A 15580-nucleotide genomic window follows, 5' to 3' on the forward strand; every position below is an offset into this window, starting at 1 on the left:
CTCCCGCGTAGCGAGAGAGGGGGCGCCGTGCAACGGGAAGCGGCGTCCGCCGCTCAGGGGGAGTCCAATAACTATGGGTTGCGCTGCAGATAGTCCACGGCCAGCGCGGCCAGTGAACGCGCGCCCGTGGGCAGTTGCTTCTCGTCGATGTCGAACAGCGGCGAGTGGTTGGACGGCGCCTTGGCAAAGTCCTGGCCTGCCGGCGGCGCGCCCAGGAAGTAGAAGAAGCCCGGAACCACCTTCTGGAATTCCGAGAAATCCTCGGAGCCGCTGACCTTGGGAATCACCATGGCCTTGCCGCCCATGGCCAGCTTGAGCGCGGGCAGCGAGGCCTCGGTCAGTGCGGCGGGGTTGGTGGTCACCGGATAGGCCACGGGGCCGAAACGCACCCTGGCCTTGGCGCCGCTGGAGGCCGCGATCTGCTCGGCCGTGGCGGTGATGCGCTTGTGTGCCTCCTGGCGCATGTCCTCGTCGAAGGTGCGCAGCGTGCCCTGCATCTCCACGTTGTCCGGGATGATGTTGTAGCGCGTGCCGCCCTGGATGGAGCCGATTGTCAGCACGGCCGGCTCCAGGCTGATGTTGAGCTGGCGGCTGACCACGGTCTGCAGGCCCAGCACCACCTGGCTGGCCGCGACGATGGGATCGACCGCATTCCACGGCGACGAGCCATGGCCGCCCCGGCCCTCGACCTGGATGCTCAGGCTGTCCGAGCCCGCCATCAGCGGCCCGCTGCGATAGCCCACCATGCCCGAGGGCAGGTTGGCCGTGATGTGCAGGCCGTAGATGGCCTGCACATCCTTGAGCACGCCGGCCTCCACCATGGCCTTGGCGCCGAAGCTGGGCACATGGCCGTGGGCATCGGCCTCCACCGGGGCGCCTTCCTCGGCGGGCTGGAAGATGAACTTCACCGTGCCGGGCAGCTTTGCGCGCATGCCGGCCAGCGCCTCGGCCGCGCCCATGAGCATGGCCACGTGGGCATCATGCCCGCAGGCATGCATGACCGGCACCTCCTTGCCCATGTACTGGGCATTGGCCTTGGAGGCGAAGGGCAGGCCGGTCTTCTCGGCTACAGGCAGCGCATCCATGTCGGCACGCAGCGCCACGGTCTTGCCCGGCTGGCCGCCGCGCAGCACGCCCACCACGCCCGTGCCGCCCACGCCAGTCTGCACCTCCATGCCCAGGCGGCGCAGGTGATCGGCCACCAGCTTGGCCGTGCGCTCTTCCTGGCCCGACAGTTCGGGGTGCTGGTGGATGTCGCGGCGCCACTCCAGCATCCTGGGCGCCAGCGGCTGGATGGCCGCGTCCAGGGCCGCCAGGCCCTGGGCATCGAGCCCCTGGGCGCTGGCCGCCAGTGGCAGGCCGCAGGCCAGCAGCCCGGCCAGGGCGATGGAGCGCAAGCCTGTGCGCGGGAGGGAGGAGAGCCTTGTCTCGGCGCTGGTGTGGAGCATCTTCGTGGTCCTGGAAAGTGGCACAAGCAGCCATGCTAAAAGTGAAGCACGTATGACGGACACGTCAAAATCGCCATTCGAGGAGCCAGAACCGCCATGCCCCGTGCCTTCGTCATCGAGCTGCCCTGCCTGGAGCACAGCGCCATCGGCCATGCCGCGCACCTGGTGGAGATGCTGCGCAGCGCCAACCTGGTCGCCAGCCTGCGCCTGGGCCGGCGCGCAACGCGCTTTGGCTGGCGCTGGGTCGATGGCCAGGGCCGGACCCTGCCCGCCATGCCGCACGCGGACGAAGGCGCAGCAGCCGAAGGCCCGGCGCATGCCCTCTTCGTGAGCGCGCTGCACTGCCCCGACATTCCCTCCATCCGCGACATCGTCGCCGCGCATCCGGCCCTCGTTCGGCGCATCACCACGGCCTTCGACCAGGGCCTGGCCGTATGCACGCTGGGCAGCGCCGCCTGGTTTGCGGCAGCCGGGGGCCGCTGCCAGGGCCGGCGCGTGGCCCTGCCCTGGTATTTCATGGGCGGCTTCGGCCTGGATTTCCCGGGCATCGAACTGGCCGAGGGACAGCCCTTCGTGGACGACAGGCCCTGGCTCAGCGCCTCCCACCCCGAGGCCCTGGCGCCCATGGCCATCGCGCTCACGCGCCATGCCTTCGGCGACGACCTCGCCGCAGCGCTGGCCGCCGTGCTGCAGCCCGATGCACAACGCGAACGCGCCACCCGCGCCGCCCTGCAGGACCGCCGCATACCCGCCACGCGCAACAGCGTGCTGGCCCATGCCATCGCCTGGCTGGAGGCGCGCGTGGAGCAGCCCTATGACCTGCAGGCGCTCGCGCACGCGGCATCCACCAGCCCGCGCACCCTGCTGCGCCACTTCCAGCAGGAACTGGGCCACAGCCCGCTGGACCACCTGCACCGCCTGCGCTGCGCGCGGGCCCGGGTGCTGCTGGAGATCACGCTGGAGAGCGTGCCGTCCGTGGCGCTGGCTTGCGGGTATGGGGATGCCTCGGCGTTTCGGCGGGTGTTCTTGCGGTATGTGGGGATGGCGCCTGCGGCCTATCGGGAAAGGCATGCGTTGAGGGCGCCCAGGAGGCGGTGGAGGGTCGAACCCATGACCGGGATGACTGCAGGCACGGAGGCTTCACCACCCCTTCTCCAGGGACGTTGAACAACGACTCCAGCATTGCGTCGATGCCTTGCGCCTACCAGATCTCCTCTGTCAGGAGACGTCTATGCCTGCTGCGATGGCCACTGGCGAGCCGCATGCAGAACGCGCAGCACGCGCAGCACGCGCACGCTGTCTGCGATCACGTCATAGACCAGGATGTAGTTGGGATGCACCACCAGTTCGCGCGTGCCGGCAACGCGCCCGACTCGACCCAGCAGGGGATGGTCGATCAGGCACCCTGCAATCTCGGAAAACCGCTCGTCAAGGGCCAGCGCGGCGGATGGATTGTCATGGGCGACATAGGCGCGGATTTCCCGCCTGTCGGCTGCTGCTGGACGCGTCCACACCAGCTTCACGATGCGGCAATCCTGCGCCGCATCTCGGTCCGCCACACCTGGGCCTCTGCTTCCACTTCATCGGCGGACAGCACCTCGCCCGCGTTGGCCGCGTCGATGCCGGCTTGCACCTGTTCGCGCAACCATCTGTCATGTGCTGCGGCCTGTTCCTGCTGTTGCACGAATGAACGCATGAAATCACGCAGCAACTGCGCGCCCGTGCGGTCGCATGCCTTGGCCGCGATCGCAAAGTCGCTTTTCAAGGCCTCATCGACCCGGAATGTGAAAGTTGCCTCGCTCATGGTGTGGCCTCCTATGTGTTACAGGGCACATACAAGGTAGCACATGAAGCAAGGCCACACCAATGCATCGACATGGCACTGCGCGCATGAGTGTGGATGCCTGTCGTTCGGCGAGAACAACTACCCGTGCACCACGCCCGACACAGGCCCAGGGCAAGACACGCGCATCTGAACGAGATCGCGTTCAGCCCTCCTTCATCAACCGGGCGGGCCAGCGGCCGTCACCGATCAGTTCGGCCGTGATGGCCCTGAGCAGATTGCATACGCTTGACTGCGCCATGCTGGGGCCATCGGTGCAGCGGCGAGCGATGTAGACGGGGCGCGATATGGCAGGGTCGGTGATCTCGGCAGCTGACAGCTTGCCGCTCCTGATCTCCTGAAACACCGATGCATAGGACAACAGGCTGCAGCCGACGCCATCCGCCACGAGGTCGATGATTTGGTGGATGGCATTCACCTGCGCCACCGGCACCCACTGCAAGCGGTGTACGGAAGACAGCTTGTCCAGCAGGATGCGCAGCCCATGCTCCGGTGCCGGCAGGATCAGCGGATAGTGCGCCAACGAGGCAAGGCGCACCTGGGAAAGCTTCTTGCCCTTCGCAGCCAGTTGGCCCGGCGGGGCAATCAGCACAAGGGTCTCTTCGGCCAGCAGCTCGTAGACCACGCCGCTGCTGCCATGTTTCTGGAAAGTGATGCCTATGTCGATCTGCCCTTGCAGCAACTGCTGGGGGATGTAGCCGGTGCTCAGTTCCGTCACCTGCAGCCGCACCTGCGGCCACCGGGCGAGCGTGCCCTTCACCAAGGGAACCGTCAGCAGCTTGGCCATCGATTGAGGCAGCCCCACGTTCAGCGGACCGCCAGGCACCGTTTCCATGCGCCGTACATCGTCCAGCGCATGGGCCAACTGGGCCAGCAGCGCGCGCGCATGCTGCTCCAGCCGCAGCCCCGCCTCCGTTGGCTTCACGCCCTGTGCGCTGCGCTCGAACAGCTGCAGTCCCAGGTCCTCCTCCAGCCCTTTGATGTGCATGCTCATCGCTGGCTGGGCAATGTACACGGTCTGGGCCGCCTTCGAGATCGAGCCGGCCGCGCATACCGCCAGAAAGCATTGCAGGTTTCGCAGGTCTATGGACATGTGGACGCGGCCACGCCGCCAAGGTGTACGGCCACGCAGACATCGATGGGCTCACACTGCATGGCCATAATCAATATTGATACCCATCATCAAAATCTCATCTTTGACGGTTATATCAGTTCTGACCACATTGGAGTCTCGCCAACGATCCGACAGGAGACATCAGAATGACACTGAACCGCCGATCCGCGTTGACGGGCATGGGCCTGGCTCTATGGGGGACAGGTCCGCACATGCTGGCCCACGCCAGCACGGACAAAGCTCTGCGCATCGTCGTGCCCTTCGCCCCCGGCGGCCCGGGCGATTTCTCGGCCCGGCTCGCGGCCGTCCATCTGGCCAAGGAACTGGACCAGAACGTGATCGTGGAAAACAAGCCTGGCGCGGGCGGCAATATCGGCACCCAACTGGTAGCGGATGCCCCGGCCGACGGCGGCACCGTGCTGCTCAATACCGTGGGCATGCAGGCCATCAATCCATTGCTGTCCCCGCAGCTGCGCTTCAGCCCCACACGAGATTTCCTGACCCTTGGCATCGTCAGCGTCGTGCCCAACGTTCTGGTGGTGCATCCGAACAAGCTCGAGGTAGACACGTTGGCCGATCTGGTCGATCTGGCCAGGCGCAAACCCGGCCAACTGAGCTATGCCACCTTTGGCTCGGGCAGTTCGCCGCACATCTATGCGGCGCTGTTGCTCAAAAACGCAGGCATCGAGGCCGTGGGCGTGCCCTACAAAGGCAGCGCGCCGGCCAGCGCCGACGTGATGGCGGGGAATGTGGACTTTCTGTTCGACAGCATGACCACCTCGCTCGGCGCCATCCAGGGCAAGCGCCTCAAAGGCCTGGCCATCACGTCGGCGGGCCGGTCCCCGCAGCTGCCGGCCATCCCGACCCTGCAGGAATCCGGCTACCCGGCGGTCAACTTGCGGTTCTGGCTGTCGTTGCAGATCCATGCCAAGACCCCCATGCCGGTGGTGGACAGGCTGCGCGCCGCCGTCTACCGCAGCATTACCAGCCCCGAGTACCTGGCCTCGCTCATCGCGCGTGGCGCCGAGGGGCTGGCGATTGCGCCGGACCAGGTGCATGACTTCGTGCTCAAGGATACGGAGCACTGGGCCTCGCTCGGCCGACAGATCGATATCCGCCCGATCTGACCTTCGTTGCCTCTGGATCGAACGCAAACTGTTGGAGCATGAAATGCAGCCGTTGAAAGGCATGAAGGTCGTAGACCTGAGCAAGGTACTGGCAGGCCCCTTGTGCGGGCAATACCTGGGCAATCTGGGTGCCGAGGTCATCAAGGTGGAGCCGATCGGCGTAGGCGACGATACCCGGCATTGGCTGCCACAGCGCGAAGGACAGTCCGCGACGTTTCTTGCGGTCAATCACAACAAGCAAAGCCTGGCCGTGGACCTCAAGAGCCCGCAAGGCCAAGCCGTTGTTCACCGCCTGGTGGCCGAGGCCGACATCGCGCTGCAGGGCTTTGGCGCCGGCACGGCCGAGAAACTCGGCGTCGACCACGCCACGCTCCACGCGCTCAATCCGCGCCTGATCTACTGTGATATCTCAGGCTACGGCCGCGATGGCCCGCTGGGCCAGGAGTCCGGCTACGACGTGATGCTGCAGGCCTTCTGCGGCATGGTCGCGGTGATGGGTGATCCTGGCGGCCCCATGGTGCGCGCCACCTTCTCTCCAGTGGACCTGGGCACCGGCATGATGGCCTTTGGTGGCGTGCTGGCTGCGGTAGTAGAGCGCATGCGGACCGGACAAGGGGTTCTGGTGGAGGTCTCGTTGCTGGACACGGCCATGGGCTTCATGGGCTACCTGGCACAGAACTACTGGTGCAGCGGCAAGCTGCCGCAGCGCATGGGCACCGCCCATCCAGCCATGGCACCGTACCAGGTCTTCGAGGCCAGTGACGGGCCGGTGATGATCGGCGTGGGCAATGACAGCCAGTGGCAGCGCTTTTGTCCCGTGGCGGGTCTGGAGCCCTGGCAGGAAGACGTCCGCTTCGCCACCAATGCCGCGCGCGTCGCCCATTTTTCCGAAACCGTGGCCTTGGTACAGCAGCAAATCGGACGGCAATCCGTCACCCACTGGGTACAGCGGCTGCAGGCCGTCGGGGTGCCCTGCTCCCCCATCCAGACCTTGGCGCAGGCGTTGGAGCACCCCCAGCTGAAGCAACGCCAGGTGATCGGCGAAAGCGTCCACCCCACGCTGGGGCCCCTGCCCAGCGTGAATCTGCCGATCACCTTCAACCATGCGCCACGTGGCCCAGCAGCGGCGCCGCCGCTGCTGGGCCAGCATACCCGGCAGATCTTGCGCGGTGCGCGCTATGGCGACAGCGAGATCGATGCGCTGCTGGCGAACCGCATCGTAGCCACGACCGAATGAAAACCTCTGCGCCATGAAGCACACCGTCACCTACACCGTCCACAACGCCGTCGCCGAGATCGTGCTGAACAGCCCGCCAGTGAACGCCATCACCGAAGCCATGATGGATCAGTTGCTGCAGCACATGGACCGCGCCGCGCGGGATGCGACCGTCAAGGCCGTCATCCTGGGCAGCGCCGTCCCCGGTCGGTTCTGCGCCGGCCTGCACCTGAACGAGATGGGCGCCGCCAGCTTCGAGCACAAGCTCTGCCTGGTCGACAAGCTGTACACCGGCCTCTTCGATGCCCAGACCCGGCTGGGCAAGCCCTGCATCGCTGCGGTCGGTGGCACGGCGCGCGGCGGCGGCATGACGCTGGCCGTCTCGTGCGACATGCTGATCGCCAGCGATAGCGCCACCTTCGGCTACCCCGAGATCGATGTGGGCGTCACCCCCGCCATCCACTACACCCACCTGCCGCGCATCATCGGCAAGCACCGTGCATTCGAGCTGCTGTTCACCGGCCGCAGCTTTACCGCAGCCGAGGCCTTGCAGCTGGGCCTCGTCAACGAGCTAGCACCCGAGGCCCTGGTGCTGGAACGCGCGCGGGCCGTGGCCCGCCTGCTCGGAGCCAAGTCACCGCTGGTCATGAGGCTCGGACGCCAGGCCTTCTACAAGGCACTGGACGTGGAGTACCGCCGCGGCGTGGCGTCGGCCGTTGAGCATTTCGGCAATGTCGCCGCCACCGCCGACGCCCGCGAGGGCATGGCCGCCTTCATGGCCAAACGCTCACCGGCCTGGCCTTCCGGCAATCCCTGAGGCAGACATGGCCGACCCTGCCCCCCTCGACACATACTTCTGGATGGCCGCCTCCATGATCGCGCCAGCTTCACCTGTGGACACCCGGAACTGGACAACTATCTCCAGCAGCGTGCCGGGCAGCCCCAGCGCGACGACATTGCCACCACCCATGTCCTGATTGACGATGCGCAGCTGCAGCGCTTTTACGAGGCGTATGGATTCAGGGCTTGTGTCGGTGGAGACCGGGCCATGTATCCCGGGCTGGGGAAGCCGGGTTAGCACCCCAGGGTCTGCTTCATTTCCTGCCGGGGGTTGCTTTTCGAGGCTGGATTCGGCACGGCAGGGGCCCAGAAAACAGCCCCGAGAACAGGAAAAGCCTAATCCACCGTCACCTTGGCCTCCCGAATCACCCTCCCCCACTTCTCCGTCTCGGCAGCGATGAACCGATCGCATTCCTCAGGCGTGGACCCCTCCGCAAACGTCCCCATCACCTGCTCCAGCCGCTGCGACACATCGGCACTGCGGATGATGCGCGACACCTCGGCGGACATGCGCTGCACGATCTCGCGCGGCACGCCGGCCGGCGCGATCATGGCCGCCCAGGTGCTGCCCAGCAGGCCGTCGTAGCCCTGCTCCACGAAGGTGGGCACGTCGGGCAGCGCGGCCAGGCGCTTGTCGCTGGCCACGCCGATGAGGCGGATGCGGCCGGCCTTGGCGGGCTGGATGAGGTTGGGCGGCGGGTCCAGGAACAGCGGGATCTGGCCGCCCATGAGGTCGGCCAGCGCGGGCGCGGCGCCCTTGTAGGGCACGTGGACCATGTCCGTCTTGGTGAGCAGCTTCATCAGCTCGGTGGTCAGGTGGGCGCTGGAGCCGCTGCCCGAGGAGCCGAAGCCCACCTTGCCGGGATTGGCCTTGGCATAGGCGATCAGCTCGGGCGTGGTCTTGAAGGGCGCGTTCATGGCCACGGCAGCGACCAGGGGCGAGACGCCCATGAGCGAGACGCCGACCAGGTCCTTCTTCGGGTTGTAGGGCAGCTTGGGATAGAGCGTGGTGTTGGCCGCATAGGCCGCGATGACCACGCCGAAGGTGTGCCCGTCCGGCGCGGCCTTGGCGACCTGGTCCACGCCGATGATGCTGTTGGCGCCGGGCTTGTTCTCCACGATGACGGGCTGGCCCAGGGCCTTTTGCAGGCCGACCTGCAGCAGGCGCGCCATCTGGTCGGTGAAGCCGCCTGCCGTGTACGGAACGATGATGCGGATGGGCTTGGAAGGCCAGGGGCTCTGGGCCCAGGCCGAGGGGGCCAGCACGGTGTTGGCTGCTGCAGCGGCGGCGGCGGCGGTCGATTGCAAAAAGCCGCGGCGGGAAGTCGAAGGCATGGTGTCTCTGGATTCTTCTCAGTTGAAAAATGGCCCCCGCGCTACCCTTGCTGCGCAAGGTCCGCTGCCCCCCAAGGGGGCCGCTTTTCATCTTGGGGCGGCCCGGCGATGAAAAAACGCCCCCACGCTACCCTTGCTGCGCAAGGTCCGCTGCCCCCCAAGGGGGCCGCTTTTCATCTTGGGGCGGCCCGGCGATGAAAAAACGCCACGCAACAGCGCAGCGTCGGATGGAAAACAAGGCTCAATACCCCCGCGCCACATCCACAAGGTTGAGCAGCGGCTCGCCCGCGCGCAGGCGGCGCAGGTTCTCCAGGCACTGGCGGGCCACGGTGTCGGCCGAGGCCTGGGCCGCGATGTGCGGCGTGACAAAGGCCTTGGGATGGCCCCAGACCCTGTTGCCGGGCTGGGGCGGTTCGTCGCGCAGCACGTCCAGCGCGGCGCCGGCCAGGTGGTCTTCGTCGAGCAGGGCCAGCAAGTCGTCTTCCACCACCTGTTCGCCGCGCCCCACGTTGATGAAGTAGGCGCCGCGCGGCAGCAGGGACAGGGTGCGGCGGTCCAGCAGGTCGCGCGTCTCGGGCGTGAGCGGCAAGGCGCAGACCAGGATGTCGCTGGTGGACAGCAGTTGCTTCAGACCTTCGGCACCGCTGTGCGTGGCCAGGCCTGCAATGCTCTTGGCGCTGCGGCTCCAGCCTGCGACGGGGTAGCCGATGGCCTGCATGGCGCCGGCCACGAAGCGGCCGACCTCGCCCAGGCCCAGGATGCCCACGCGGCAGTCGGCGCTGGCGCGCACGGGGCGGCGCAGCCAGTCGCCGGCCTGCTGCTGGCGCGCGAACAGGTCCAGCTCGCGCGTGTGGCGCAGCGCGGTGCCCACCACGTACTGGGCGATCTCCACATGCTGCTGCGGATCGACCGTGCGCGCCACGGGCAGGCCGGCCGGCAGGTCAGGCACGGCCAGCAGCTTGTCCACGCCCGCGCTGGGCGCGCACAGCAGCTTCAGGCCCGGATAGGCCGGCAGCACGCCCGGCTTGAGGCTCCAGGCGAGCATGGCCTCGACCGCATCGGCCGGCGCCTCTTCGCGGTGGCCCCAGACCTGCACGCCGGGCGCCAGCGCGCGCAGAGAATCGACGATGGGCGCGCCCATGCTCGGATGGATGTTGACCAGAATTCCCATTGATTTCTCCATGAATCTGAGCACTGTTCGCTGCCTGCGAAACAGCAACAGCCCAAGCGCGGGACACCAAGCAAGGGCCTATGCCGGCCGCGCCGCCCCGCAGCGAGGGTGTCGTCCCCCTCCCGCGAAGCGAGAGAGGGCGCCGTGCACACGGGGGAAGGCGCGCAGCGACTCAGGGGGTGTTAGTCCTTGTAACTTGGATCGATTCGATCAAGACGGCGCAGCAGGCCGGGCCAGGCCAGGCCTGCGCCCTTGCCCTTGGTGACCTGGCGCGACTGGTTGACCGCATCGGCAATGATGTCCTGCGGGATGCGCGTGAGCTCGCCGCCGCCCGACTGCGCCAGGATCTGGATGCGGCAGGCCGACTCCAGCGTGTACATGGCCAGCACGGCCTCGGCCACGTTGCGGCCGCAGGTCAGCAGGCCGTGGTTGCGCAGGATGAGGAAGTTGCTGGCGCCCAGGTCATCGACCAGGCGCGGCTTCTCGTCGTCGCGCAGGGCCACGCCTTCGTAGTCGTGGTAGGCCAGGCGCGCCAGCGGGAAGATGGACTGCTGCGAGATGGGCAGCAGCCCCTCCTTCTGCGCCGAGACGGCCACGCCATAGCGCGTGTGCGTGTGCAGCACGCACTGCACCTCGGGGCGGCCGTCGTGGATGGCGCTGTGGATGACGAAGCCGGCCGGGTTGACGTCGTACTCGGTCTCCATCAGCGGCCGGCCCTCGTGGTCCACCTTGACCAGGCTGGACGCGGTGATCTCGTCGAACAGCATGCCGTAGGGGTTGATCAGGAACTGGTCGGGCTGGCCCGGCACGCGCGCCGAGATGTGGGTGAAGATCAGGTCGTCCCAGCCGAAGTGGGCGACCAGCCGGTAGGCGGCGGCCAGCTCGATGCGGGTCTGCCATTCCTCGGCCGTCACCTGGCGGCGGACCTCGGACATCGTGGTGTCGTTGCTCATGGGGTGTACCTCTTGGTGGACATCGTGGTGGACATCGTTTGGAGAAAGCATCCGCCGGTTCAGCGCCCCGTCGCGTACTGGTCGCGCAGCTCGCGCTTGAGCACCTTGCCGATGGCGCTGCGCGGCAGCTCGGCAATGAAGCGCAGGTCCGCCAGGCGCTGGGTCTTGCCGGCCCGCTGGTTGTACCAGCCCATGATGTCTTCGGGCAGGGCCGGCTGCCCCGCGCGCGACACCACGTAGGCCACGGGCGTCTCGCCCCATTGCTCGGACGGCACGCCGACCACGGCCACGTCGTCCACGGCCGGGTGGGCGCGCAGCTGGGTTTCCAGGTCGCTGGGGTAGATGTTGAAGCCGCCGCTGATGATCATGTCCTTGCGGCGGTCGAACAGGGTGAGGAATCCATCGGCATCGAAGCGGCCCACGTCGCCCGTGCGGATGAAGCGCTTGCCCGTGGGGTCGAACCATTCGGCCTCGCGCGTCTTGGCGGGCTGGCCGTGGTAGCCGGTCATCATGCTGGCCGAATGGCCCACGACCTCGCCATCCTCGCCGGGGGCGACCTCGCGGCCGTCCTCGTCGATGAGGCGGATGTCATGTCCCTCGGCGGGCTTGCCCACGGTGTGCAGCTTGTCCTGGTGCAGATGGGCTTCGAGGATGCAGGTGCCGCCGCCTTCGGTCATGCCGTAGAACTCGGTCAGGCTGCCGGGCCAGCGCGCCACCACGTCGGCCTTGAGCTCGGCCCGGAACGGCGCGCTGGTGCAGAACTTGGCGCGGAAGCTGGACAGGTCATGCTCGCCGAACTGCGGCAGCGCCATGATGCGCTGGTACTGCACGGGCACCAGCATGGTGTGGGTGACGCGGTGCTGCTGGGCCAGCTGCAGGTAGCGGGCCGCGTCGAATTTTGGCATCAGCACCACGCAGCCGCCGCTGCCCAGCGTGGGGAAGAACACCACCAGCGTGGTGTTGGAGTACAGCGGCGTGGCCAGCAGCGTCGTGCCCTCGGGGCCGTAGCCGTAGACGCTGCCCCGGTTGATGTGGGCCCAGCGCATGCCGTGCGACTGCACGATGCCCTTGGGGGTGCCCGTGGTGCCCGAGGAATAGATGATGTTGAACGGCGCGGCCGGCTCCACGCTCACGGGCGCGGGCTGCGCGCCTTCGGGCGCCAGCCAGTCGTCAAAGGCCCGGCCGGGCGCGGCGCCGTCCAGCGAGATGCATTGCAGGGCGCTGTCTGCTGGCACCAGGTCCTGGGCCGCCTTGTCGAGGAACAGGTGGCGCGCCTGGGCATCGCGCAGCATGGAGGCCAGGCTGTCGGCCGTGGAGGACGGCGCCAGCGGCGCAACCACCACGCCCGCGCGCAAGGCGCCCAGGAACAGCGCGGCATAGCGCACCGAGTTCAACGCGCAGATGGCGATGGCCTGGCCAGGCTGCACGCCGTCGCGCTGCAGCGCGGCAGCCACGCGGTCCATGAGGGCGTCAAGCTGCGCATAGCTCAAGGTCTGCTGGTCGTCGCGCAGGGCGGCATGGGCCGGCTGCTGGCGCGCGTGGCTGCGGATCAGCTCGGCCAGCGTGGTGAAGGGCGCATCGGGCGAAGGCAGGGAGACAGTCATGAGGGACTCCGTTTCACGAATTCACGAATCTCAAGCGGACTGCGCCCGCCAGCCCCCTGGCCCTGCGGGCGCATTGGAGGAGGGGCCTACTTGGCGGCCAGGCCCAGGCGGTCGATCAGGACCTTGTCCTTGGCATAGGCCTCGCGCACCCACTGCGCATAGTCGGCGCCGGAGCGGTACCAGGCGTCCTGGTTCAGCTGCTTGAGCACCTCGATGTGGCGCGGGTCATCCATGGCCTTCTTGAAGGCGTCGTGCAGCTTGCGCACCACGGCCGGGTCCATGCCCTTGGGGCCGGCCAGTCCGTAGGGCGAGGTGGAGACCACGCCATAGCCCAGCTCCTTGGCCGTGGGCACGTCGGGCCAGCGCTGGGTGCGCTTTTCGCCGAAGGTCATGAGCAGGCGCATCTGGCCGCCATCCACATAGGTGTCCCAGCCCGAGGCATCGCTTTGCGCGGCCACGTGGCCGCCCAGCAGGGCCTGCTGCAGGTCGGCGTTGCCCTTGAAGGGCACGTGGTTGAGCGTGACCTTGGCGTTCTCGGCCAGCTCCTCCATCAGCAGGTGGGGCGAGGAGCCTATGCCGGTGGAGCCGTACTCGATCTTGCCGGGGCTCTTGCGCGCGGCGGCAATGTATTCGTTGAAGCTCTTGTAGGGCGAGTCCGAGCGCACCGTGAAGCCGAAGGTGTAGCCCGAGACGCCGATGATGTAGGTGAAGTCCGTGAGCGGATTCCAGGCCGTCTTCTGCATGTGCGCCATGCGCAGCATGGACATGGGGAACTGGGTGATGGTGTAGCCATCGGGCCTGGCCGTGCGGGACATGTTGCCCGGGCCCAGCGTGCCGCCCGCGCCGGGCTTGTTCTCCACGATGATGGTCTGGCCCAGCTGCTTGCCCGCGATGTCGGCCAGGGTGCGCATGTGGCGGTCGGTGGAGCCGCCTGCGGGGAAAGGCACGATCAGCGTGATCGGGCGCGTGGGAAAGTCGCTGGCCTGGGCCCATGCCGGTGCACTCGCGCCCGTGGTGGCCACAAAGACAACAGCCGCAAGCGCAAGGCTGCGGCGGCCAATGGAAATCTGCATATCTGTCTCCTGCATCTCTGAACCAGGTGGGGCCGGGGCACATGCCTTGTGTGCCGCTCTGGCCAGGGCCCGGATACTTCACCCGGGCCCGTTGGCACCGCCTCCCGGTGCGGCGCCTTGCATTCTTACAGCGACTGCACCAGCTCGGGCACGGCCTGGAACAGGTCGGCCTCCAGGCCGTAGTCGGCCACCGAGAAGATCGGCGCCTCGGGGTCCTTGTTGATCGCCACGATCACCTTGGAGTCCTTCATGCCGGCCAAGTGCTGGATGGCGCCGGAAATACCGGCCGCAATGTACAGCTGGGGCGCCACGATCTTGCCGGTCTGGCCCACCTGCAGGTCATTGGGCGCATAGCCTGCGTCCACCGCTGCGCGCGATGCGCCGATGGCGGCGCCCAGCTTGTCGGCCAGCGGCGTGATGACTTCCTGGAACTTCTCGCTGCTGCCCAGCGCACGGCCACCGGAGACGATGATCTTGGCGGCCGTCAGTTCCGGGCGGTCGTTCTTGGTGACCTCGCGGCCCACGAAGCTGCTCTTGCCGTTGTCGCCAGCGGCGGCCAGCTGCTCCACCTGGGCGCTGCCGCCCGTGGCAGCGGCTGCGTCAAAGCCCGTGCCGCGCACGGTGATGACCTTGATCTTGTCGCTGCTTTGCACCGTGGCAATGGCGTTGCCCGCGTAGATGGGGCGCTCGAAGGTGTCGGCGCTGTCCACCTTGGTGATGTCGCTGATCTGGGCCACGTCCAGCTTGGCGGCCACGCGCGGCGCGGCGTTCTTGCCGCTGGCGGTGGCGGGGAACAGGATGTGGCTGTAGTTCGAGGCAATCGCCAGCACTTGCGCTGCGATGTTCTCGGCCAGGCCGTCCTTCAGGCTGGCGCCATCGGCGTGGATGACCTTGGCAACGCCGGCGATCTGGGCCGCAGCCTGCGCAGCGGCGCCGGCGTTCTCGCCCGCCACCAGCACATGCACGTCGCCGCCGCAGGCCAGGGCCGCAGTGACGGTGTTGAGCGTGGCGCTCTTGATGGAAGCGTTGTCGTGTTCTGCAATAACGAGGGATGTCATGTCGCTGTCTTCCTTAGATCACTTTGGCTTCGTTCTTGAGCTTGGACACCAGCGTGGCAACGTCCGGCACCTTCACGCCAGCGCCGCGCTTGGCGGGCTCGGCCACCTTGAGCGTCTTCAGGCGCGGGGCGACATCGACGCCCAGCTCTTCAGGCTTGACCGTGTCCAGCTGCTTTTTCTTGGCCTTCATGATGTTGGGCAGCGTGACGTAGCGCGGCTCGTTCAGGCGCAGGTCGGTGGTGATGACGGCCGGCAGGCTCAGGGCCAGGGTTTCCAGGCCGCCGTCCACTTCACGCGTGACATTCACCTTGTCGCCAGCGACCTCGACCTTGGAGGCGAAGGTGGCTTGCGGCAGGTCGGCCAGGGCCGCCAGCATCTGGCCGGTCTGGTTGGCGTCGTCGTCGATGGCCTGCTTGCCCAGGATGATCAGGCCGGGCTGTTCCTTGTCCACCAGGGCCTTGAGCAGCTTGGCCACGGCCAGGGGCTGCAGTTCCTCTGTGGTCTCCACCAGGATGCCGCGGTCGGCACCGATGGCCATGGCCGTGCGCAGGGTTTCCTGGCACTGGGCCACGCCGCAGGAGACGGCGATGACCTCGGTGGCCACGCCCTTTTCCTTGAGGCGAACGGCTTCTTCGACGGCGATTTCGTCAAAGGGGTTCATGCTCATCTTGACGTTGGCGATGTCCACGCCCGTGCCGTCCGACTTCACGCGGACCTTCACGTTGTAGTCCACGACACGTTTGACGGGTACAAGGATTTTCATGAGAAAGCTCTTTCCTGGTTTTTGAAGTACGACCT

15 protein-coding genes are annotated in these 15580 nt (G+C 67.2%); 4 read left to right on the plus strand and 11 right to left on the minus strand.

The features are described 5' to 3' along the window. Nucleotides 1–71: 71 nt before the first annotated feature. The gene (locus ACFPFG_RS13940) at nucleotides 72–1448 is read right to left on the minus strand and encodes an amidohydrolase (protein ID WP_380107057.1); all 1377 of its coding nucleotides are present in this window, start codon (nucleotides 1446–1448) and stop codon (nucleotides 72–74) included. A 96-nt stretch (nucleotides 1449–1544) separates the two neighbouring features. Between ACFPFG_RS13940 and ACFPFG_RS13945 the strand changes: the two genes are divergently transcribed. Then, nucleotides 1545–2615 carry a GlxA family transcriptional regulator gene (locus ACFPFG_RS13945; protein ID WP_312371465.1) on the plus strand — a complete coding sequence of 357 codons (1071 nt, stop codon included), beginning with the start codon at nucleotides 1545–1547 and terminating at the stop codon, nucleotides 2613–2615. Between the two features lie 62 nt (nucleotides 2616–2677). Here ACFPFG_RS13945 and ACFPFG_RS13950 read toward each other — a convergent pair whose 3' ends face one another. The 3 genes from ACFPFG_RS13950 to ACFPFG_RS13960 all read right to left on the minus strand — a co-directional run bounded on the left by ACFPFG_RS13950 (nucleotide 2678) and on the right by ACFPFG_RS13960 (nucleotide 4384). Then, complete coding sequence (locus ACFPFG_RS13950) at nucleotides 2678–2971, minus strand: type II toxin-antitoxin system RelE/ParE family toxin (RefSeq protein ID WP_183021503.1); 294 nt, start codon at nucleotides 2969–2971, stop codon at nucleotides 2678–2680. After that, nucleotides 2968–3252, minus strand: coding sequence for a CopG family ribbon-helix-helix protein (locus ACFPFG_RS13955; protein ID WP_183021502.1), 285 nt, complete (start codon nucleotides 3250–3252; stop codon nucleotides 2968–2970). The genes ACFPFG_RS13950 and ACFPFG_RS13955 overlap by 4 nt, the downstream gene beginning before the upstream one ends. A gap of 184 nt (nucleotides 3253–3436) precedes the next feature. Beyond that, nucleotides 3437–4384 (minus strand): LysR family transcriptional regulator, encoded by a 948-nt coding sequence (locus tag ACFPFG_RS13960; RefSeq protein ID WP_183021501.1) that lies wholly within the window; start codon nucleotides 4382–4384, stop codon nucleotides 3437–3439. Between the two features lie 167 nt (nucleotides 4385–4551). On the opposite strand from ACFPFG_RS13960, the gene ACFPFG_RS13965 reads away from it, so the two are divergent. From ACFPFG_RS13965 to ACFPFG_RS13975, 3 genes are read left to right on the plus strand one after another with little or no spacing between them, the layout of a single operon-like run. After that, nucleotides 4552–5532 carry a Bug family tripartite tricarboxylate transporter substrate binding protein gene (locus ACFPFG_RS13965; RefSeq protein ID WP_380107060.1) on the plus strand — a complete coding sequence of 327 codons (981 nt, stop codon included), beginning with the start codon at nucleotides 4552–4554 and terminating at the stop codon, nucleotides 5530–5532. Nucleotides 5533–5575: 43 nt separating this feature from the next. Then, nucleotides 5576–6769, plus strand: a complete 1194-nt coding sequence (locus ACFPFG_RS13970) for a CaiB/BaiF CoA transferase family protein (RefSeq protein ID WP_380107062.1) — start codon at nucleotides 5576–5578, stop codon at nucleotides 6767–6769. Nucleotides 6770–6782: 13 nt separating this feature from the next. Continuing rightward, a complete protein-coding gene (locus ACFPFG_RS13975; protein WP_380107064.1) occupies nucleotides 6783–7565 on the plus strand; it encodes an enoyl-CoA hydratase/isomerase family protein in 783 nt (260 codons plus the stop codon). A gap of 359 nt (nucleotides 7566–7924) precedes the next feature. On the opposite strand, the gene ACFPFG_RS13980 is transcribed toward ACFPFG_RS13975, so the two are convergent. The 7 genes from ACFPFG_RS13980 to ACFPFG_RS14010 all read right to left on the minus strand — a co-directional run bounded on the left by ACFPFG_RS13980 (nucleotide 7925) and on the right by ACFPFG_RS14010 (nucleotide 15545). Then, nucleotides 7925–8923, minus strand: coding sequence for a tripartite tricarboxylate transporter substrate binding protein (locus ACFPFG_RS13980; RefSeq protein WP_380107066.1), 999 nt, complete (start codon nucleotides 8921–8923; stop codon nucleotides 7925–7927). Between the two features lie 241 nt (nucleotides 8924–9164). Then, nucleotides 9165–10094: a 2-hydroxyacid dehydrogenase gene (locus tag ACFPFG_RS13985; protein ID WP_183021496.1), complete on the minus strand. Its 930-nt coding sequence runs from the start codon at nucleotides 10092–10094 to the stop codon at nucleotides 9165–9167. Between the two features lie 182 nt (nucleotides 10095–10276). Continuing rightward, complete coding sequence (locus ACFPFG_RS13990; RefSeq protein ID WP_012203336.1) at nucleotides 10277–11047, minus strand: class II aldolase/adducin family protein; 771 nt, start codon at nucleotides 11045–11047, stop codon at nucleotides 10277–10279. A 59-nt stretch (nucleotides 11048–11106) separates the two neighbouring features. After that, complete coding sequence (locus ACFPFG_RS13995) at nucleotides 11107–12651, minus strand: class I adenylate-forming enzyme family protein (protein WP_312371447.1); 1545 nt, start codon at nucleotides 12649–12651, stop codon at nucleotides 11107–11109. An 86-nt stretch (nucleotides 12652–12737) separates the two neighbouring features. Then, entirely contained in the window at nucleotides 12738–13724 is a 987-nt protein-coding gene (locus ACFPFG_RS14000) for a tripartite tricarboxylate transporter substrate binding protein (protein ID WP_197953252.1), read from the minus strand. 125 nt (nucleotides 13725–13849) lie between these two features. Further along, on the minus strand, nucleotides 13850–14782 hold the full coding sequence (locus ACFPFG_RS14005; RefSeq protein WP_380107069.1) for an electron transfer flavoprotein subunit alpha/FixB family protein: 933 nt from the start codon (nucleotides 14780–14782) through the stop codon (nucleotides 13850–13852). A 13-nt stretch (nucleotides 14783–14795) separates the two neighbouring features. After that, the gene (locus ACFPFG_RS14010) at nucleotides 14796–15545 is read right to left on the minus strand and encodes an electron transfer flavoprotein subunit beta/FixA family protein (protein ID WP_012203332.1); all 750 of its coding nucleotides are present in this window, start codon (nucleotides 15543–15545) and stop codon (nucleotides 14796–14798) included. Nucleotides 15546–15580 lie beyond the last annotated feature (35 nt).

Origin of the sequence: Delftia deserti, from assembly GCF_042653485.1 — a bacterium.
Taxonomy (GTDB): Bacteria; Pseudomonadota; Gammaproteobacteria; order Burkholderiales; family Burkholderiaceae_C; genus Comamonas; species Comamonas acidovorans.